At 45.0% G+C, this 20,703-nt stretch carries 20 protein-coding genes; 11 read left to right on the forward strand and 9 right to left on the reverse strand.

The genetic code is table 11. The features are described from left to right. Window positions 1-148: 148 nt before the first annotated feature. Window positions 149-3,376, forward strand: a complete 3,228-nt coding sequence (locus J7J01_04705) for a DUF3160 domain-containing protein (GenBank protein MCD6210181.1) — start codon at window positions 149-151, stop codon at window positions 3,374-3,376. A gap of 95 nt (window positions 3,377-3,471) precedes the next feature. Here the strand turns inward: J7J01_04705 and J7J01_04710 are convergent, their stop codons facing one another. From J7J01_04710 to cdhD, 7 genes are all read right to left on the reverse strand, one after another. Further along, window positions 3,472-3,726 (reverse strand): hypothetical protein, encoded by a 255-nt coding sequence (locus J7J01_04710; GenBank protein ID MCD6210182.1) that lies wholly within the window; start codon window positions 3,724-3,726, stop codon window positions 3,472-3,474. Beyond that, entirely contained in the window at window positions 3,714-4,352 is a 639-nt protein-coding gene (locus J7J01_04715) for a hypothetical protein (protein ID MCD6210183.1), read from the reverse strand. The genes J7J01_04710 and J7J01_04715 overlap by 13 nt, the downstream gene beginning before the upstream one ends. A 37-nt stretch (window positions 4,353-4,389) precedes the next feature. After that, window positions 4,390-4,566, reverse strand: coding sequence for a hypothetical protein (locus J7J01_04720; protein MCD6210184.1), 177 nt, complete (start codon window positions 4,564-4,566; stop codon window positions 4,390-4,392). Between the two features lie 59 nt (window positions 4,567-4,625). Further along, the gene (locus tag J7J01_04725) at window positions 4,626-4,868 is read right to left on the reverse strand and encodes a hypothetical protein (protein MCD6210185.1); all 243 of its coding nucleotides are present in this window, start codon (window positions 4,866-4,868) and stop codon (window positions 4,626-4,628) included. A gap of 193 nt (window positions 4,869-5,061) precedes the next feature. After that, entirely contained in the window at window positions 5,062-5,217 is a 156-nt protein-coding gene (locus J7J01_04730) for a hypothetical protein (GenBank protein MCD6210186.1), read from the reverse strand. A gap of 245 nt (window positions 5,218-5,462) precedes the next feature. Then, window positions 5,463-7,025, reverse strand: a complete 1,563-nt coding sequence (gene lysS, locus J7J01_04735) for a lysine--tRNA ligase (protein MCD6210187.1) — start codon at window positions 7,023-7,025, stop codon at window positions 5,463-5,465. A gap of 71 nt (window positions 7,026-7,096) precedes the next feature. After that, window positions 7,097-8,335: a CO dehydrogenase/acetyl-CoA synthase subunit delta gene (gene cdhD / locus J7J01_04740; protein ID MCD6210188.1), complete on the reverse strand. Its 1,239-nt coding sequence runs from the start codon at window positions 8,333-8,335 to the stop codon at window positions 7,097-7,099. Between the two features lie 69 nt (window positions 8,336-8,404). On the opposite strand from cdhD, the gene J7J01_04745 reads away from it, so the two are divergent. Beyond that, window positions 8,405-8,659 carry a ferrous iron transport protein A gene (locus J7J01_04745; GenBank protein ID MCD6210189.1) on the forward strand — a complete coding sequence of 85 codons (255 nt, stop codon included), beginning with the start codon at window positions 8,405-8,407 and terminating at the stop codon, window positions 8,657-8,659. Window positions 8,660-8,663: 4 nt separating this feature from the next. Continuing rightward, a complete protein-coding gene (locus J7J01_04750; GenBank protein MCD6210190.1) occupies window positions 8,664-10,379 on the forward strand; it encodes a ferrous iron transporter B in 1,716 nt (571 codons plus the stop codon). Here the strand turns inward: J7J01_04750 and J7J01_04755 are convergent. Together J7J01_04755 and J7J01_04760 are read right to left on the reverse strand one after the other, a co-directional pair. Next, complete coding sequence (locus J7J01_04755; protein ID MCD6210191.1) at window positions 10,376-12,034, reverse strand: glycosyltransferase family 39 protein; 1,659 nt, start codon at window positions 12,032-12,034, stop codon at window positions 10,376-10,378. The genes J7J01_04750 and J7J01_04755 overlap by 4 nt on opposite strands. A gap of 34 nt (window positions 12,035-12,068) precedes the next feature. Then, window positions 12,069-13,064, reverse strand: a complete 996-nt coding sequence (locus J7J01_04760) for a hypothetical protein (GenBank protein ID MCD6210192.1) — start codon at window positions 13,062-13,064, stop codon at window positions 12,069-12,071. A gap of 308 nt (window positions 13,065-13,372) precedes the next feature. Here J7J01_04760 and J7J01_04765 point away from each other — a divergent pair, with 308 nt between their 5' ends. From J7J01_04765 to guaA, 8 genes are all read left to right on the forward strand, one after another. After that, window positions 13,373-13,897, forward strand: a complete 525-nt coding sequence (locus J7J01_04765) for a cob(I)yrinic acid a,c-diamide adenosyltransferase (GenBank protein ID MCD6210193.1) — start codon at window positions 13,373-13,375, stop codon at window positions 13,895-13,897. A gap of 27 nt (window positions 13,898-13,924) precedes the next feature. Next, window positions 13,925-14,332: a DUF2111 domain-containing protein gene (locus J7J01_04770; GenBank protein ID MCD6210194.1), complete on the forward strand. Its 408-nt coding sequence runs from the start codon at window positions 13,925-13,927 to the stop codon at window positions 14,330-14,332. A gap of 63 nt (window positions 14,333-14,395) precedes the next feature. Further along, a complete protein-coding gene (locus J7J01_04775; protein ID MCD6210195.1) occupies window positions 14,396-14,641 on the forward strand; it encodes a hypothetical protein in 246 nt (81 codons plus the stop codon). Between the two features lie 118 nt (window positions 14,642-14,759). After that, a complete protein-coding gene (locus J7J01_04780) occupies window positions 14,760-16,097 on the forward strand; it encodes a glutamine synthetase (protein MCD6210196.1) in 1,338 nt (445 codons plus the stop codon). Window positions 16,098-16,287: 190 nt separating this feature from the next. Further along, window positions 16,288-16,776: a PaREP1 family protein gene (locus J7J01_04785; GenBank protein ID MCD6210197.1), complete on the forward strand. Its 489-nt coding sequence runs from the start codon at window positions 16,288-16,290 to the stop codon at window positions 16,774-16,776. 251 nt (window positions 16,777-17,027) lie between these two features. Beyond that, window positions 17,028-18,137 carry a Coenzyme F420 hydrogenase/dehydrogenase, beta subunit C-terminal domain gene (locus tag J7J01_04790; GenBank protein MCD6210198.1) on the forward strand — a complete coding sequence of 370 codons (1,110 nt, stop codon included), beginning with the start codon at window positions 17,028-17,030 and terminating at the stop codon, window positions 18,135-18,137. Between the two features lies 1 nt (window position 18,138). After that, window positions 18,139-19,746 carry a hypothetical protein gene (locus J7J01_04795; GenBank protein MCD6210199.1) on the forward strand — a complete coding sequence of 536 codons (1,608 nt, stop codon included), beginning with the start codon at window positions 18,139-18,141 and terminating at the stop codon, window positions 19,744-19,746. A 19-nt stretch (window positions 19,747-19,765) separates the two neighbouring features. Continuing rightward, window positions 19,766-20,698: a glutamine-hydrolyzing GMP synthase subunit GuaA gene (gene guaA, locus J7J01_04800; GenBank protein MCD6210200.1), complete on the forward strand. Its 933-nt coding sequence runs from the start codon at window positions 19,766-19,768 to the stop codon at window positions 20,696-20,698. Window positions 20,699-20,703 lie beyond the last annotated feature (5 nt).

The following is a 20,703-nucleotide window of genomic DNA, read 5'->3' on the forward strand; positions in this document are numbered from 1 at the left end:
AGTGGATAAGAAAAGAAGACAAATACCAGCGTAAAAAGCTGCTTTGTATTGCAGTAGTGGTTAATGATTGTATGGTTATATATCCCTGTGTGCAAGATGCGAGCAAAAGGGTGAAGGTAAAAGCGAAGCGGAAATAAGGGGGCGAGAGATGAAAACTAAAATCGCACTGAAAATGTCTGCAATTGTTCTCATGTTCGCAATTTCCGTAATGTTTATTACTATTCCTCCTGTGGTTGCGGACCACGGGGTTATAGCCCCTTCAATAGACATTCCGGTATTCGAATCAGAGCAAAAAGCTGTTGTTGCGTGGAATGGATCAATGGAAACGCTGATTATTTCCACTGATGTCAATGCCTCTGAAAATTCCACCGCACTCGAGATTCTGCCTTTACCTTCAAATCACGGGAAAATAAAGGCAGGCAATTTAGAGTCTTTTAATCAAACGCTGGGACTAATAGAAGAAGAGCTCGAAAATGTCTCTTCTTGCGTTACTGGATTATTTGAAGACGATGCATGGCTAACGGCATGGCGATACAATGGGTCAATAGAGAATTTTAACGTCAGCGACAATCGCAACGGCAATATTGCGAACTTTAATTGCGGTGTAACTTCGGAAGATATAAACCGCGGTGGGATTTTCGACCCGAATATCACGCTTGAAGCGCAGGAAGTGCCAACAGCGCTCACCTTCGATACCGGGAAAACTGCCAACCCATACCCGAGCATCTCAGGCACACATAACGGGTCAATAACGCCATACGAGACTATATACAATGTATCCACACTTTATACATACCCCTGCCCGGGCACGGGTGGGCATACAGAATATGTTGCTTTTTATTATGACCCGAATAGAACAGAAAAGATAACCGAAGGGCATTGGAATGGTTACGACAGCGATTGGTATAATATCACTTTCTCACCTTTCACAATGCTCGCGAATCATACTTACTACTACACGTTAAAGACCGGCTCTTATCCTCAGATTCATCACACCCCTGTGGTGGAGGCGGAAGAAGAGAGGGGGATAATCAACTGCACCTCGTTCGTGGATGCGAATGGGCGTTCGTACACCAACTGGATACCTGCGATTCGATTAGTGGGTGAATCCGCGAATTCAGCAGAAGTACAGGACGAAAACCCGAAACTCGCGTTCTCCTCACACTACAATCCAACAAACGTCTCTGTAACTCCCAACGTGCCTTCTTATCAGTTGCCTTTGACGTCAGGCGACATCTCAAACTTTGAGAAGATAAATACGGTGTTCAACCTGAGTGAAAGTGCGAAAGAACTGTTAGGAAGCAATGGATTTGTGATAATAAATTATGGACATGAAGACGATATTACAGCACCTTATGAATACTTAAAGTGGCACGAAGTTCCTATATTTGTCACCGCAGACACATTGCTCCATCTCTACCATATCCAGTTCAATGAGATACTCAAGGGCGTTGAGGAAAGAGAGTTCTTTGACGAACTCGTTACTATGAGCAAAGCGATGCTTGTGCGTGCAGAACATGACTATAACAATTTCTCAGACTCCGAACCTGAATTAAAGGAAGCAGCGAGAAGGAATGTCGCTTATTTCTCGGTTGCATTAAAACTTTTGCAAACGCCGACCGAAGGCTATAACGGAAACGGAAGCGAAAACATCAGAGAAATTAATTTCTCGATACCAAATTACGTAAAAGACGAAGTTGAAGCGGAGATAGCCAATATAGAAAAGCATGAGGGGTTCCAACCAAGCCCAATTTTTAATTCAAATGCTAACTGTTCGTACTTCGATTCATGCTGCTATAGTGAGGATTATTCGCAATACGTGCCAAGAGGGCATTACACGCAAAGCGAGAAACTGAAAAGGTATTTTAAGGCGATGATGTGGTATGGCAGGATGGCGTTTCTGTTAAAGGGTTGCAACGGTGATGATGCACTGGTAAGCGAGCATGATGCAAAAATATCAACAATACAAGCTGCTTTAATATCTTCGGAGCTGCCGGAGGTGAAAGCCGGAGACAAACCAGTGCAGGAAATATGGGATCGTATCTATGCTGTTACTGCGTTCTTTGTTGGCAAAGCAGACGATTTGACACCTTACGAATATGCAAACGCGCTGAACAGCACTTTTGGCGTGGATTTCAATTTGAGCGAACTGAGTGATGAAGCTAATTTGTTGGCGCTGAAGGCAGAGCTTGCGAAGATGAGAAGTCCCGAAATTTACGGAGGAAGTGGAGTTTGTGTCGTTTACCCGCCGATAACCAGGGAGAAGTTGTACGAGTGCCTGGACAAGACAAAAGGAATGCGATTTATGGGTCAGAGATTCGTTCCTGATTCTTATATGTTTCAGCAACTGGTCTCTCCTGCGGTAGGCATGTATGTGGGCAATGACACGCCGTTCACGATGTGTATCACGCAACTGGGACCTGAGAGATGTTTCCCACGAGGTCTGGATGTTATGGCAGTGCTCGGTTCCGAAATGGCAGAGGATATTTTAAGAGAAGAAGGAGACACCGAATATGGAAGTAAATCGAACAACAAACCCGTAGATGTTTGCTCTAACTCTAACAACATGAGTTATGATATACAACTAAACACGCTTAAATCGGATTTTGCAGGTGTTAATCTCTCAGAATGGAATCAAAATCTGTACTGGAGCTGGCTTTACACGTTAAAGCCGTTGCTAACAGAGTTCGGGGATGGCTATCCAACGTTCATGCAGACCGAAGCATGGCAAAAGAAGGAGTTGCAGACTGCTCTCGCTTCATGGACTGAACTACGGCATGATACCATTCTTTACGTTAAGCAGGGTTATACACTCCCCCGTTCAGTAGCAATGCCGCCCAAGCCAGTAGGCTATGTGGAGCCAGTGCCGGAATTCTATGCGCGTTTGTTATCATTAACGCAAATGACAGAAGAAGGCTTGGCAGACCTCGACGTTCTGACTGAAACAGAGCGGGAAAGACTGCAAAGCTTGGAACGCATTCTTGAACGATTGGTTAACATTTCAAAAGCAGAACTTGAGAACAAGGAGTTGAACGAGAGCGATTACGAATTCATAAGAAACTTTGGCGAGAGTATGGATTCTATCGTTGCCGGCGTGGATGCCAGAGGTATGAACACCATCATCGTTGCTGATGTGCATACGGATTGCAACACGAAAAAGGTTCTGGAAGAGGGTGTCGGATACGTGAACATGATTCTGGTTGCTTATAACGTTCCAGACGGCAGGATAATCGTGGGTGCAGGTCCTGTTTTCAGCTATTACGAGTTCAAACATCCTATGGATGACCGGTTGACAGATGAGAAATGGAATGAGATGTTAGAGAATGAGAATGAGCCGCCGGAAGTGCAGGAGTGGGTAAAAGGGATTATGGGATGAAGTCTGGAGTGGTCGTGGAACCAAGCTCCCTTTTATTAGCCTTTATATGCTCTACTGTGAGTAAAACATCCTGTAGTAACCTTGAATTTCCCGCTTCACCTGCTCCGATACTCTTCTGGCAACAACTCTCCTGAACCTGTAAGCTTTTTAACTATTTCAGCTACCAGCTCCCTTATTTCTACCTGAAGTTCATAATATCTGTTCACGTCTTTACTCTTCACTATTTCTACTGCGATATGGATTGGCTCAAACAACTCTCTAAGCTCATTATTCTTTTCAAATAATGCGAGCAAAGCCATTTCCACAGCTTTAACGTTCTTAGTGTCAATCAGCCCCATCATAAATGCCATAAGACCTTCGTTGCACTGAGCAATCTAAAAACATCCTGATAATAAGGTGTATTTTCATCGAGCAGTTTAAAGAAAACCTTCTCAACATCCACTATTTTGCCTTTGCTCATAAGGTCATAAAGCAATATTGCCATCCTCGGATTACCCCCAGTAAGAAGACCAACAGCATCTTTTTTTTCTCCATATTCTTCCATTTTGCCAAAGAACTCTTCATTATTCTCAATCCTGGCTATTTCCCTGACAAGCTCCTTAAGCTCTTCTCTTGTAAGCTCCTTGAGATATATAATATCAAAGAATCTGAAGAACGGCTCCTCATGTTTAGAGACCTGTGGAAACACGAGTGGTGAGGTGGTAACTACCGTAAACATATTTTCCGTTTGAAAAATGGATCTTAACCTTTTGACTTCCTTTTCACTCATTTGCTCACCCAGTATCTGATTCAAGTTCTCAAGGAATAGCACAATCATTTTACCTTTGCTCTTTAACACATCCAGAGCTCCTATGACTACTTCATCGTCTGTCATATTCTCAAAAATGCTAAAATTAATTCTTTCTCCCTCCGTCATCTCTAATACTCGTAAAAGCAAATCAGAAACTCGGTATATCGAGAATTCTTCCTCAGACAATTTTATCGGCAAAGAATTCTCTATTCTCTCCTTAATGTTATGGTATAGTAGAGTGATGAAATGGGTTTTCCCTACGCCTCTCGAACCCACCAATAAATAATATCTCGGTGTTCGATTCTTCACAGCCTCTTCTATTTCTGCCAATTAAAAGCCGATCCAGCATCTCCTTGTCCATCGCATCCGGTTGAAACCTGTAAAGCACTACTTCAGCCATACAATCTCCACCAATCCCTCAATACCTTCGATTGAAATCGGATATTCTCACCATCAACTTTAATATAGAATATAGAAATCATTTAATCCCTTCTCTATGAATTTTAAGGCGTCCTCCCTCGAAAAACCGCCTATGGGAACTCGTTCGAAGTCATTTATCCAGGAAAGACCCTTGATTTCTCTTACAACTCGGTCAAAGCTTACTGACCCACCAACTATAAACCTCAAATCTTCTATTGTTCGCTGCCTCATACTCCTGAGCCACTGAAGGAATTTTCTCGCATCCTTATTCTTTACTATCATGATCATGTTACCGATGCACTCGGATAACTCATCAATTACGATGTACACCGGTTTTTTATCTGATATGTTCTTTATTGCATCGAAAATATCTCTTCCTCTCTCAATCTACCTCTAAACTTCACTTTTATACCTGTTCCTGCTACTGAAGCTTCTATCCCCTCTAATAACTCACCCAGTCGTATAAATGAACCCTTCAAAGATTGGAGAAATCTTCTCCTTGCACTGGCTTCATCGAAAGCTGTGGTGTTGCTAACTCAATCAAAAACTGCTCAGGCGCATCAACGTACATTATGTCCAGAAACAGGCATAAATAGCCTCTTTCGCTTAATCTTCTAATGACTTCTTTCATTACCGAGGTTTTCCCATACCTCCTGGGCGAAATCAACAAAATATTATTCTGTTTTAACGATCTAAATATCTCTTCAATCTTTTCTTCCCTATCGAAGAGATTCCCCCATGGCGGGGCCACCAATCTGTAACATCCTTATCACCTAACGATATTGTTGGACAACATATATGCTATATTAAATATTGTTGTATTTGCATTGGTTATTAACTATTAGGATACTAATACTAATGACCCAAATCCTGGTATTATTCACAATTATTTGAGTCCAGCTCAGCTTCTGTTCCTGATGCGATTTCAAACCGTGTACGCAGGAATTGGATATCCAGAGATGCGAGTAGCCATCCTGCTCTGGGTCCAGAAGGCTTATTCAGCAATGAAATGTAAATAGCTCTAAAAACCTCTTTTGGGTCAATATTCGCAGTGGTAGCTACCTCATATATCATATTATGCCATTCTGTAGCATTGAGACTTTTTTTGGATGCTATACGCTGTGCTATCATGCGTAGAGCTCGTTTCTGGGCATCAGAAAGTCCTTTTATGCCTTCCCATGGCACTGATAACTGCAGCTCAAATTTAAGGTTCTCAGGTGCATACCTCTGCAGCCAGTTCTGAGCGTATCCTGCTTTCTTCCGTATCGCATTCAACTCTTCCTCTTTCTCTTCTTCTGCTCCCTCAGGTAACTCATAACCACTCCTCTGGATAACTGCAAGTAGCTCATTGAAGTCACCACGAGCTACCTGTACGAGTGTCAGGAAATGCCGGAACGGTATTTTTGCTGCTAAACCACTTCCTATACCTCCTATTTCACGCTCATATTCGTCTATCAGGTGCAATAGCGGTGTGGAGGGGTCAAATTCTATGTGCCGGTCGGGTCTTACTCGCCATATAAGATGTTTCAGTATCTCCGGTGGTACAACTTCTAGTATCTCATGGATCGGGATGTTGGTGCCCCGTGATGAAGACATAGCCGTGACTTTCGTTCTGTCTCCTTCCCTGAGCTTGAGCAGGATATGTTCAAATGGGATAGGATAAGGTGCCTTGAAATTGTATATCTCAAGGGCTATCCTCTTACCAGAATCGAAGCTCCCGCCAGGTGCTGCATGGTCTTTACCAAAAGGCTCAACGGTAACGCCGAGTATCCTCCACCTCGCTGCCCAGTCTACCCGCCATGCCAATTTACCCCCGCCTCTTAACGATGCAGTGCTTTTATTACCGCATTCACACTCATAATATACTTCTTGCTTCTCCATGTTGTAACCTGTTACTACAGCAGATGTGATTCTACCACAGGCATCGCAAAGCGGTGAGAAGGGTGACCAATCATGACTCAGATGTCTGCCTGAACTCTCCTGTAGTATCCTCGCTAATTCCTCTCGCCTCAACAACGCCTCTTTTATCGCATCTGCATATAAGCCTGATTTATACATCTCATCGGCACGTAGAATCTCTATCTCTATGCCCAGTTCAGTCAGGGATTCGAGGAACGGACTGAGGAAATGTTCAGCATAGGAGGAATGGCATCCTTCAGGGTCCGGGATCTCCGATAACGGTCTCCCTACATGTTGATCGTATTCTGGTGGCAGGAATGGGTATCTTCTTCGCAGTGGGTCGAAGGTGTCAGCGACGTAGATAAGATCTGCATCCACACCCATATCCATGAGTGCATTCCGTACTGCATCACCAATTATTATCTCACGGAGGTTACCAATGTGGATATCTCCTGAAGGAGTGATACCCGTGGCAACGACATGCTTTCGCTCTTCTCTTTGCGCTATAATGTCCTTCGCTATCGCCTGTGACCAATGCATCTTATAGCTAAGAATCCTGTGTATAAGTATAAGTATCAGAATCCATGGTTCTCTTATAGGTTCTTTTTATCTTATCCCTTCCACCTCACCCAATCTTCAATATCTATATGCTTAACTTCTGTTTCTGTATCAGTGCCAATGCCAAATAGCATCCGGGTTATTTTTTTTACTGCAGCACCTGCCTCCGGATGCATCATCATGAACATGTCACCACCCGCTATGCCCAGAGTCAATCCTGTGATGATCTCATATAAAGGTCCACGATAGCTCGCAGGACCCCAATCAGAATCTTCCTTGATTGGCGAGTTCTTCATCCATGCCTCTCTCGCACCCCATGCGTTCGTTATGCCACATGAAATAGGGAATGCCAGGTCTGTATCACCCTTTAACGCTGATATTCTCATCCGCTCTATATTCGTGAATGCATAATCCAGTCCATAACCGAGAGCTGCTGTTGTCGGGTCTATTACTATATCATTACGGGGCACGCCGAGTTTGAACAGGTATCGGTTCAGCGTCTTCTGCGCATTTATATCCAGTTGAGTCCATGATAGAATGACATGCCCATTAGCCATAGCCGCTTTTGCTATTCGCTCATAATCCATATTCAGGTTCGCTGATGCAATCAGGCAGCGTTCGCCAGCAGCAGCCTCTGCCGCGGCTTCCAGTACCTCAGGGTCTTTATCCGGATTGCCGGAACCACCAATGACTATGGGCACCTTAACCGCCTGTAATACCTCCTCTACCGTCTTCGCCGCCTCTCGTGCGGGTGTGTCCTTTATCATTGGGTCTGTACTTATCAGATGAATCGTAACCATATCAGCACCGAATTTGTGAACATTCTTCTTCGCCCACTCTCCAGGGTCCTCCATCACATCCTGATAATGCTCCCGCACAGCCTTTGCCAGCGATATTGGCATGTCAAAACAGTCTACGGAGATCACCGGCGGGTGTGGCATTGGATGATCGAAGTTATAGAAAGGCAGAGCTTTCTCACCACCTATTGTCACTGTGCGCTCTCTGGTACCACCATCGGCAGACGTAGCTCCTATTGTTACCTCCTCTATCTCGCCATTCCACTCCGCTTTCCCAACCTCAAAGCGGGCTTCTACCAGCTCCACAGCCTCTTTCCTCACCTGTAATTGCTGTTGCTGCTGCAATGCCTGTATTACTGCAGGGGCTATAACGGTTCCTAACTCTATCTCCACGTCGCCCTCTATCCTTACGTCCTCCAGCTCCACCACCTCGTATTCCTCTATCATCTTCATTATGTCTGCCAGGCTTACCTCTTTCGGCATCTTACTATTCAATTGACCACCTCTTTATATATCTTTATCATTTTTTTCTCATGAGACTGTTTTTCATTATACTGATGACGAATGAGCGGTAGAGATGTAAAGGTAGCACCCCTCACGACTCTCTTACCGGGAGAAAAGGCGAGAATAGTTGCTCTGGGGCATGGTAGAGGGCGCCAACGCCACTTCAGGACAATGGGTCTGATGGAGGGTAAAATGGTAGAGATGATAGCGATGCAGCCTGCAAGGGGACCGCTGGTCATAAATGTTGAGGGTACCCAGATAGCAATCGGGCTTGGAATGGCGAGGCGTATATTAATAGAGAAGATACAGGGGTAGAAAGATGAAGCGGATAGCAATGATGGGCTGTCCAAATGTGGGCAAGAGTGTCCTCTTCTCGCGCCTCACCGGTGTGAATGTGATCTCATCCAATTATCCTGGTACAACCGTTGACTTCACGAAGGGTTACACGCACATAGGCGGAGAAAAGTTTGAGTTGATTGATGTACCCGGCACATACTCCTTAGAGCCGATCTCGAAGGCGGAAGAGGTGGCTCGTACCATGCTCCAGGAAGCGGATATAATAATAAACGTGGTGGATGCGACTCACATGGAACGCAATCTGTATCTCACACTGGAGATACTGGGCATGAAAAAGCCGACCATCATCGCATTGAATCTCTCGGACGAGGCAAAGCACATAGGCATTGATATAGACGTACGGCATCTGGAGAAGCTACTCGGAGTACCTGTGGTTCCGACATGTGCTATATCCGGTGAGGGTGTAAAGGAATTGACATTGAAATTACGTGCTGCGAAGCAATCAGAGCAGATCAAGCCGATGACCGAGGAAGAGCGGTGGCGGAAAATAGGAGACATCATCCGAAAAGTTCAGGTTGTGCATCACCGACACCATACTATCCGGGAGCACATAGCTGATATCACCGTGAAGCCCGCGACCGGTATACCAATTGCGGTGATTGTGATATTCCTGATATTTTTATTCATCATCCGGATAGGGAATCTGATAATAGAATATTTGATGGACCCGATATTCTATGATTACTATGGTCCGTGGATAGTGGGGGTTGTGAATACATTTTATCCCAAGGGGCTGGTACATGAGATACTGATAGGTAAGTCCACACTCGAATCTCTTGATTTCACACAGTCGTTCGGGCTTCTGACAACAGGGTTATATGTCCCTTTTGATATGGTCCTGCCGTTTGTGGTCACATTTTATCTCATGCTCAGCCTGCTTGAAGACACAGGCTATCTGCCTCGACTCGCGGTGCTTGTGGATACAGGACTGCACAAGCTGGGCTTACACGGCTCTGCAATTGTACCCACAATATTAGGTCTGGGTTGCAACGTCCCGGGCGCATTAGCCACACGGATAATGGAGACAGAGAAGCAACGATTCATTGCTGCCACATTGATGGCTATAGCGGTACCCTGTATGGCACAATCAGCGATGATATTTGGTATTCTTGGCAAATATGGTATGAGGTGGATACTCATGGTTTACGGCACTCTCGCTTTGTTATACATCTCTCTGGGACTGGTATTGAAGAGGATAATAAAAGGTGAGAGTCCTGAACTATTGCTGGAAGTCCCGCCGTATCGCAAACCAGACCCTGTAACGCTCTTGAAAAAGACGTGGACGAAGGCTTATGGCTTCCTGGTGGAGGCTGTTCCGTTTGTCCTGCTGGGCGTCTTCGTTATGAATCTGCTATATATATCAGGGGTGATAGAGTTACTTTCAGGGCTATTTTCACCTGTTCTCACTACCCTGCTTGGCTTGCCCAAGGAGGCAATAGTTGCCCTGATCATGGGCTTCTTGAGGAAGGACATCGCTGTCGGTATGCTATTACCACTGGGAATGACCCCACAGCAATTGACTATTTCATGTGTGATTTTAAGCACATATTTCCCATGTGTGGCTACTTTCGTCATCCTGCTCAAGGAATTAGGGATCAGAGATATGCTAAAAGCGACCGGGCTGATGCTTATCGTTTCTCTCACCGTCGGGGTACTCATGAGGGCGATATTGATTTAAAATATCCAACCAGTAAGCCACTTCAGACTATCTTTATAGCCTACTGTGATGGGATAGCCCGATATAACCGGATAGAATAGTGCGAAAAGAGCAACTGCGAGGATAACGAAGCTTAACATAGCAAATAAAAATAACCGCCTCTTCTCTTGTAGCATCATCATGCAGTAAGTAATAGCGAGTATCATGAAGGGGACATCAGCCACGAAATGATAAATGAAGAGTATCCGTGTGATGAGCGCATAGGGCAGCCATAGCAGCAGGAAAGGCAGGATGATGAAGAGTGCTGTATAATCAAACTTCCTTATCAATCTCTGTATCACGATGAAGCCCAATGCGGGTATACTGCCCCACCATACCGCCGGATTGCCCATCAGAACGACTGTTGAAACTGTACCTGTGCCATCAAGCGTGTTGGAGTACATCCAGAGTGGCTTTAGCATCAGTTGCCAGCTCCACCAGGGCGAGGAGAAGGGATGTGTAGCCCTGATGCCGGCGTGATACCCGAACATACTAAACTGCAATTTGAAGACATCAATCAGACCGTGCCCCCCACCTGCGAGCATTGAAGGTATATAGCTTGCGAGATAAATCGCAGCAGATACCAGCAGACCCGCCAGGATCAGTTGCCAATCACGCTTCTTGCATACCAACATGAGAGCCAGAATAGCAATAAAACCAAAAAATGCAGTCCATTTCACAGTGAAACAAAGACCACATGAGACGATACTGAGGAATAGAGCATAGGGGCTTCCCCTGTAGAGGTAAAGGAAAGCAAAAAAGAAGCTGAGGAGTGAGAAAAGAGCGAGATAGATCTCGCCTGTTGCTAATCGCGCGAGTGAGAAATGCATGAAATCAAAGGTTAGAAGAGAAGCGGCGAAGATGCCTGCTCCGCCACTCTTGAACATAAGTCTGCTCAAGCTGAACATAATGGGTATCATCGCAGCAGCAGCGAGTACGCCCAGAAATCGCCATCCAAAAGGATTCATACCAAATATGAGGATACCAAGTGCGATTATGAGTTTTCCAAGTGGTGGGTGCGTCCATTCATACGGCTCTTTTAAGTTCAGATATTCCCACGCTGTTCGTACAAAGTACATTTCATCAAAATAAGCACCATCCTTCTGCGTAACAGGTAATTGCACACGATCCTGCTCATCAATCAATCTCGAGCTACCTTCTCCTTCTATGTCCTTGATTGCTATTCTCCTGTTCGCTCTGGATAATACCAGTATCTCACCTATTTTACCCGTTGATTCGTTCGTGAAGTGGAACTTGAGGAATCGCGCGTTGGTGTTCAGTTCTATCTTATCCCAGTTGCAAAAGTGGACCTTCTCTAAGTTATCATAGGAGTAGAGCTTTCTCCACCCATCACCGCTGGGTGGTGTAGATGTAGATGTAGAGCCATAAAGGTCGAACACCGTTCGGTTTGCATCGCGCAGGAAGATATAAACATCGCCCAGAGGCTGAACAGCACCGAAGTCAAGTACAACCTCATTAATGCCAGTACCAGTACCAGTGTCAGTACCGTGGTCGTGGGGCTGCCAGCAGGATGAGGGTATCTCCAGAGCACCGAGATTGATTGTGGCTATTACAATGAATATAGCTGTGAGAGCAGCTATTGATGCTAGCTCCCAGGGCTTCCATGCTATCCTCATCTCCGTCCTCATCTTATAGTGTATATTGCATAACTTATATCCTGAAGCGAGCAATATCAGAATCAGATTCTTTTAAAGGCGGAACAACCATCTTGCTCTTTTCATTTCCTGCCCAATATTCCACCACCGCCTCTGTATCTGCATCTGCGTCAACATCAGAATATCTCACAGTCAGCTTTGCCGCGAGTTCCACTGCTTCTCTACTCTTAAAACCTTTTAAAATCGTTATCGGGCTACTATAACCCTGAACTTCAAAGAGATAATCATCTACATCCCGCAACTGCTTTAGAACCTCATTTTCTTGCTCGTTCCTGCCCACTATTATCTTCGAGGCACCGAACCTGAAATGTCTGCCCACTTTCAGCAGTTCAACCTCCTTCATCGTCAGTGCTCTATCCTCATCATGCACCAGTATATCGCGTACCCGCGATGAGAACTCACGACAGGTTAATAGACAGCCTCCAGAGGGGGTCGGATAAGCACCGCCAAGATTGTATCGTTTTGCAAGTGCAATCTGAGACTTCCTGCTCTTCCCTCTTATCGCGAGAAGCTTGCTCCGGTCTATCCAGCCCGCTCGCTCTGGAATTGTCTCGGGCATCAATCTCGCTGATAGTGGTCTCAGGACTTCACCCTCCACACACGCTTCCTTATCCTCCAGTGCCAGTGCTCGTCTGTGCTGGCTCATTGGTCGTTCGCCGAGAACATCACCGGTAACAATGAAAGATGCATCCACCTGTTTCGCAACTGCCTTCGCCTTCCGGAGCATATAAATATGGCAATCTATGCAGGGATTCATCGCTGAACCATAGCCATACTTCGGGCTTCTTAATATCCCCAGGTATTCCTCGCCTGCTTCCACTCTCACAAGTGGCACCCCAAACCTCCGTGCCGTGGCACCTGCGTAGTCTTCTTTCTCGCTCAGGAAAGGTAGCAGGAGGTTTAACGCTACCGCTTCTATCCCCTGCTCCAAAATGAGCTTTAAAGCCAGTATCGAATCCAAACCACCGGATAACAGTACCACCGCTCTCATCGCTCATAATAGCATACTAACCTGATATAACCATACCACAAGGACAAAGTAACGTAATGCCTATTGACGAATTCCAAATTTATGTAAAATAAATATTTGGTGCTATCCCATCGTCATCGTTATAGTCATAGCCATCTTAAAGGGCATATGATAGGAGACATGCCTTGTAAGACAGGATTTTAACCTTTTCCCCTTTCCTTTCGGTTTATGTGACGTGTCTGTGGAAGTATTAAAAAAATGCATGTCCATACATGGATAATTACTTATTTATGGTAAGCAGCGCTATATTCTATTAGAGATATACATTTATGAACTCAGGAGCGGGAAAAATCATCGTCTACTACGGGAAGGGAGAGGGAAAGACAACCGCCTCTATTGGTCATGCCATAAGGGCGTTGGGCCATAATAAAAGAGTAGTGATATTGCAGTTTATGAAAGGAAGACCAACTACCGGGGAATACCAGTTTCTAAAGAACCTCGACAACTTACAGATACATCTTTGCGGCACTCCGGGTTTTTTAAAGGACGGAGAATCGCGAGAGATACATCTCAAAAAAGCTAAAGAGGGCTTGGAATTAGCTCATAGAGTGCTACGTGAAAAACAAGCTGACCTTTTGATTCTGGATGAGATATTGTACGCGGTAAAATTCGAACTGTTAACAGAAGACGATGTTTTTAAGCTGTTGGAAGAAAGGGGTCATACGGATATCATTCTTAGCGGTAGAGAGCCAGGCGCCCGAATAATCGAGATGGCTGATATAGCTACTCACATGGAGAAGGTCAAGCATTATTGGAATGAAACCCGCAGCACAATTTCAGGAATAGAATATTAAATTAAAAGAAAAAGAGAAGGTGTAAAAATGGGAGTAGAAGAATTGAGTATAGTAGTAAATGAGGACGCAACGGCAGAAGAAATCGCACCGATAGCGAAAGCGGTGAACGACTTGTTTGTAATGCCAGTTGCAATGCGAAGCAGGAATAAAAAGGGCGTTAGAGTGGAAAAAGGAGAAATTATAGACTTTGAATACACCGGTCCGATATTAGAGCAGGTACTGAAGGAGAATCGGGTGATACACACTAATCTCCTTAAGGGTAAATATGCAGGTGTGCCGGTAGTTGTTGCGCCGATTCGGAATAGGAAAGGGGATGTGGTAGCAGCTCTGGGCATTTTTGACCTGGTTGGAACAGTAGATTTGGGAGCTTTATTTGCCGACTATCCTGTGGTTCTCGAACAAGTCAGGTCGTATCGTAAAGGAGAGCGAAAGTGAGCACACATAACTTTATTTATACTTAAATCCTTAAGAGAGATTGAGGAGGTGCGAAAAGAAAAGATGTTGTTCATAACTTGCGTGAAAGTCAACCCGGGTATGGTGGAAGCTGCGAGGAAATTCGGTGACGAGATAGTCAAGAATCCGCCCAAAGGCGTCAAGTTCCTGCAAGTGTATCATACGCTGGGCAGGTATGATGCGATATGGATTTACGAGGCGGAAGACCCAAAAATAATAGTAGATTTCCTCCACCAGAGCAGGGATGTCTCATCAACGGAAACCTGGGTTGCCTTTGCGCGGGAAATGTGAAGAATTTTTGGATAGCAAAAAAATGGGCTGGGAAGAATAGCGGATACAAAAAAATCCGTTCTTCTTTCTCTTTTTATGAGTGAAATAAAAACAATAGAAGTCTGTGGACAATATGGGAATGGAAAAAGAGGAAAAGACGAGGGAAGAAGTATTTGAAGTGATAAAAAATCAAGATGTGAAATTTGTCGGACTCTGGTTCACCGATATTCTGGGAAGATTGAAGAGCGTTTCTATTACAGTTTCTGAATTAGAAACCGCCTTTGACGAGGGCGTGGGTTTTGACGGCTCCTCGATAAAAGGGTTTGCTAGAATTGACGAAAGCGACATGGTCGCAAAACCCGACCCTGCTACATTTCAGATTATTCCATGGAGACCAAAGGAGGATGTAGTTGCGAGGATGTTCTGCGATATTCAGAATCCTGACGGTAGTCCATACAAAGGCGACCCGAGGTATATATTGAAGAGGAGCCTGGAACGGCTGGAGAAAGAATATGGCTATACCTTTTATGTTGGTCCCGAGCTGGAATACTTTTATTTTAAGAATGGAAAAAATCCAGAGGTGCTGGATGAGGGTGGATACTTCGATTTAACGACATTGGATGCAGGAGTCGACATGCGAAGAGAAACAATCCTGATGTTGGAGGCTATGGGAATAAAAGTGGAATTCAGCCATCACGAAGTTTCTCCCTCTCAGCACGAGATAGACCTCAGATATAAGGATGCTCTGACGATGGCAGACCAGGTAATGACTTACCGAATTGCGGTAAAGGAGATAGCACAGCAACACGGATGTTATGCCACGTTCATGCCAAAGCCAATCTTCGGTGTGAATGGCTCGGGAATGCACGTGCATCAATCCTTATTTAAAGGTGATAAAAACGCTTTCTTTGATCAGAATGACGAATATCACCTGTCTGATGTAGGCAAAGGGTATATCGCAGGATTGCTTAAACACGCACCCGAAATAACATCTGTTACTAATCAATGGATAAATTCGTATAAACGGTTGGTCCCGGGATATGAAGCACCTGTATACATTACATGGGCGCGTCGCAACCGCTCTACACTCGTTCGAGTGCCAATGTATAAGCCTAATAAAGAGAAAGCGACACGTGTGGAATTCCGCAGTCCTGACCCTGCATGCAATCCTTACTTAGCGTTTTCTGTGATGCTCGCAGCAGGATTAGCCGGAATAAAGAACAAATATGAGTTGCCACCCCCTACGGAGAAGGATGTTTACCGGCTAAGTGATGAGGAAAGGGCGAAGGAAGGCATAAAAACGCTGCCCGGGAGTTTGATTGAGGCAATTACACTGACAGAGAAGAGCGAACTGGTGAGAGAAGCTTTGGGCAACCATATCTTCAACAACTTCATCACCTCCAAGAAGGTGGAGTGGGACAGGTATCGTGTGAACGTGACGGAATGGGAGTTGAAGGAGTATTTATCGGTGCTGTGACTGTGATCTGAAACTGTGACGCTTTTTCTTTTTGCCCAAAAAGAAAACCTGTGCTTTCAAAAAATCCGCATTGCCTATTCCACCCACTCTGAGCTTACCAATGCCGATATTTCGTAAAAACCGACTTGAGCACAACGCATTTATTATATGCCATCATAATAATCAATCACAACACGGGGAATGAATACAAATGGGGACTGCTTCTATCATATTGCCGCGCCAGCTTAGCGAGAAGCTAAGCGAAAAGGCAGAGGAGATGGGATATCTACCCGAGGAGTTAGGCGTTAAACTACTGAGCAAGAGTTTGAACGAGGAACTGGATCCCAAGGGGCTTGTAGAACACTACCAAATCTTGAGTGAGAAATACCTTGATGAGGCGAGGGAACTATTGAAGAAAGGAGATTTGGTGCAGGCATCGGAGAAGTTTTGGGGTGCAACGGCATTAACAATAAAAATGTTGGCGGCAAAGAGAGGTTTGAAGTTAGAGGAGCATGGTAGTTTGTGGGCTTTTGTAAATGTGCTTTCCATAAAGAGCGGAGATAAAGATATCATCAGGTTCTTTAATACCGCGAATGCTTTGTATAAAAACTTCTATGAGAATGAAATGCCTAAAGAGGCAGTAGAGGTATCAGCAGAGGATATTGAGAAGTTAATAGAAAAATTGAGGAGAATCTCGTGAAACGGGAACAATTACTTGCGATAAGTTCTTTGATGCTTTATGAGTCCATGGGAAATAATTACAGAAGTACTCTACGATGAGCGAAAACCTTTTTTTTATACTGGGTAGCCCATCCTACTCATCCTTCCGTCTTTTTTATGTCTTTCATAACTTTTATGAAAAATTCTCAAATAGTTTTTTTATATCCTCTTCTTGTTAGAGAGTAAGAGGAAATATTAGTGATAAAAAGGAAAAGGAGGAAAATGTAGTTTATGGCAAACGAAAGAAACTTCCCGGTATGCTGCTATTGTGGTGCGTGTGCGGCGTTCATACCGGATTTTGAGAAGTATAAAGAGGAAGAAGTGGTGTTTGACAAAGGCTGTGGCGGTACGGTGTCAAAAGGCTTTTGTTTCAGTTTCTGTCCTCGCTCATTTGCAGTTTGCCGTTTATGTGAGGAGGAGTGCCCGAGGAAGGATTATGGCGTATGTGATTTCAGCCCCTGTGCTTCCAGTCCCGAGGGACGAATTCTGGGACACTATAAAGAAATAATAAGTGCAAGAGCAACGGAGGAGGGTGTAAGAAAGGTGGGGCAGGATGGCAGTCTTATAACAGCAATGCTATGTGAAGCGTTAAGAAATGGATTTATAGATGCCGCCGTTGTCGCTATTCGGACAGAAGATTGGAAAGCCGAACCTTTCGTCGCCACCACCCCAGAAGAAGTTTTGCTCGGCATAGGTCCTAAATACACAGCCTGCCCTTCTGTGCTGGGCGTCTGGGAGGCGATAGACCGCGGCTATGAAAATATTGCAATGGTCGGCACGGGCTGTAATATAGAGGCAGTGAGAAGACTTCAAGCATTGCATGACCCTGCTCTGGAGTTGGACCGTGTGAAGGTCTTGATCGGGCTTTTTTGCACTGAGGCTTTCTGGCACCGTGATCTGGTTATCTTCCTCGCTGAACGGGGAATAGAGATCAAAGAGGTAGAGCGGTTTTATGTTACAAAGGGTAAATTTATGGTGGTTACAAAGGACAAAGAGTACGGTATTCCAACTAAAGAACTGGACCCTTGCGTACGGGATACATGCAGGATATGTGAAGATTTCACCTCACAGCTTGCGGATGTTTCCGCAGGTTCTTCGGGTTCGCCGGATGGATACACGTCATTAATAATACGGACAAAAGCGGGAGAGGAGCTCGTAAATGTTTCAAAGAAGGCAATAGAAACGAAAAAGCTGGATGATGCGGGAATAAAAAAGATAAAAAGATTTGCTTTTAATAAGAAGATGAGGAATTACGGCATGATACTGGACCAGATGGGAATTTGTTCTTCCTGCTTAACCAATCCGTATTCTTTTACATTGCAAACAATAAGGGGTGATTGAAATGACAGATGTATATGCAAACGCGAGGTCTACCACGGGAACGTCCGTGAGAAGGAGAGATGTGAATACACTGAGTGGAATGTGTCCGATATGCGTGAAGGAGTGCACGGTGCTCTGCGAAATTGGAAAGAGTGCGTTCAGGGGACGAGAGGTATTGTATCCGGAGCCGGAGCAATTTGGATGGAGTACTGCAGCCTCGAACAAGGATTATGGACTCGATTGGTCTGACTTCAATATCCTTTCGCGGTTGCGAGGCGCAGAAGGGATCGAACCAGAGTCGGATGTCGCTTTGTTCCATAACGCGGATATAGAATCGAAGATAGGTGGGATTCCGTTAAAAATACCGCTGGCAGCGGGCGCCTTCGGGTCCACTGCGGTGGGAAAAAACAACTGGGATGCACTTGCTATCGGCGCCGCACTCTCAGGAATAATAATAATTATCGGAGAGAACGTTTGCGGTGTTGATAAAGACTCGGTATTCACGAACGGAAAAGTGACGAAATCTCCGGAGATGGAACGAAGGGTAAGACTTTTCAAAGAATACTGGGACGGCAAATACGGAGATGTAGCCGTGCAAACAAACGTTGAAGACCAGAGATGGGGAGTGGATGAATATGTGGTATCAAGGTTGGAAGTGAATATAATAGAGCGGAAATGGGGGCAGGGAGCAAAGGCAATAGGTGGTGAAATACGTGTTTCTTCGCTGGAGAGGGCATTGGAACTGAAGAAGAGGGGATATATCGTGCTGCCAGACCCAGAAGAGCCTGCAGTTCAAGAAGCGTTCAAAGATGGGTTGTTCAAGACATTCGAGCGGCACAGCCGTGTAGGATTCCCAGAGGAGCGCGATTTCGTGGAGGATGTTGAATGGCTACGTGGTATGGGTGCAAAATATGTAACGATAAAGACCGGTGCTTATCGCCCTGTGGACGTTGCATGGACGATGAAAGTGGCATCAGAATCAAAAGTGGATTATATAACGTTTGATGGAGCTGGTGGAGGGACGGGGATGAGCCCGGTGCCGATGATGAATGAGATGAGCACGCCCACCGTATATTTAGAATCGCAGATATTGAAGTGTGCGAGGATATTGCTCCGTGAAGGAAAATACGTGCCTGATATAAGCATGGCTGGCGGGTTCGTCAACGAGACGCAGATATTCAAGGCGATAGCAATGAGCAATTTCGATGGGAACAATGGCAAAGGTCCTTTCGTGAAATCTATCACAATGGCAAGGTCGCCATTGACAGCAGCGATGAAAGCCCTTTATTTTACTGAACTCGCAGAAAAGAACAGGTTACCGAGAGACTTCGCAAATAAATATGGCAACAACCCGGAAAAGTTCTTTATTGCTGCTGAGGAGATAAAAAGTAACTATGGCGATAAAGTAGGTAAGGAGATACCGTGGTCTGCAGTTGGTGTTTACACTTATCTTAGCGAGAGGTTAGGACTTGGTTTAAAGCAGTTGCTCGCCGGCACTCGTAAGTTCAAACTGGATTTGATAGATAGAAACGATATTGCGGCACTTAGCAGGCTTGCTTCGGAGGTTACAGGGATACCAATGATGCATGAAGTGGAACAGGACATGATGGAAGGTATTTTGCTTGGCTGAGGAGAGGAAAAAAGGAAAAATGTTCGAGCCAGAAAAATTTATACAAAAACAGGTCCATGAGATAAGGGAAAGGATAGGAGATGGGAAGGCAGTCATAGCGGTTTCTGGTGGGGTGGATTCAACTGTTTGTGCAGTGCTCACGCATCGTGCGGTAGGAGACCAATTGGTAGCAGTTTTCATTGACGATGGGTTGATGCGCGAAGGCGAGGCAGAGCAGGTAACAAACTTTTTCAAAAAGATGAATATAAACACAAGGTTGGTGGATGCCGCTGATGAGTTTTTTGATGCCTTGAAAGGAATTGTTGATCCCGAAGAGAAGAGGAAAGCATTTAGAAACACGTTCTACTCGGTACTCGCAAGGGTTGTGCGAGAGGAGAACGCATCTCATTTAATTCAGGGAACAATAGCGGCAGACGTTGTTGAAACTGTGAAAGGAATCAAGACCCAGCACAACATTCTTGAACAGATAGGTATTGACCCAGAAAGTTATGGACTAACGATTGTTGAGCCTTTACGGGAAATCTACAAGCATGAGGTAAGAGAAGTTGCCAGGAGTTTGGGTTTGCCTCCGGAGTTTTCGGAGCGCCAACCTTTCCCCGGTCCCGGACTTGCTACGAGAATACTTGGAGAAGTGACGCCTGAGCGTGTAGAGATAGAAAGAAGAGCTACAAAGATTGTAGAAGAGGAAACTTCTGACATCGAGTCATTCCAGAGTATGGCGGTTTTGATGAACGACAGGGCTACCGGGGTTAGAGAAGGTAAAAGAGCGTTTGGCTGCATAATCGTGGTTAGACTGGTCAAAAGCAAAGATGCTATTACTGCAGAGGCGGTTAATGTTCCCTGGGAAGTCTTAAAGAGGATAGATAGGAGAATTACGACGGAGATTCCGGAAGTTGTGCATGTGCTTTATTCTTTAACTGATAAGCCACCGGCAACGATAGAATTCCAATAGGGGAA

This window comes from Methanophagales archaeon, from assembly GCA_021159465.1.
GTDB lineage: Archaea > Halobacteriota > Syntropharchaeia > Alkanophagales > Methanospirareceae > G60ANME1.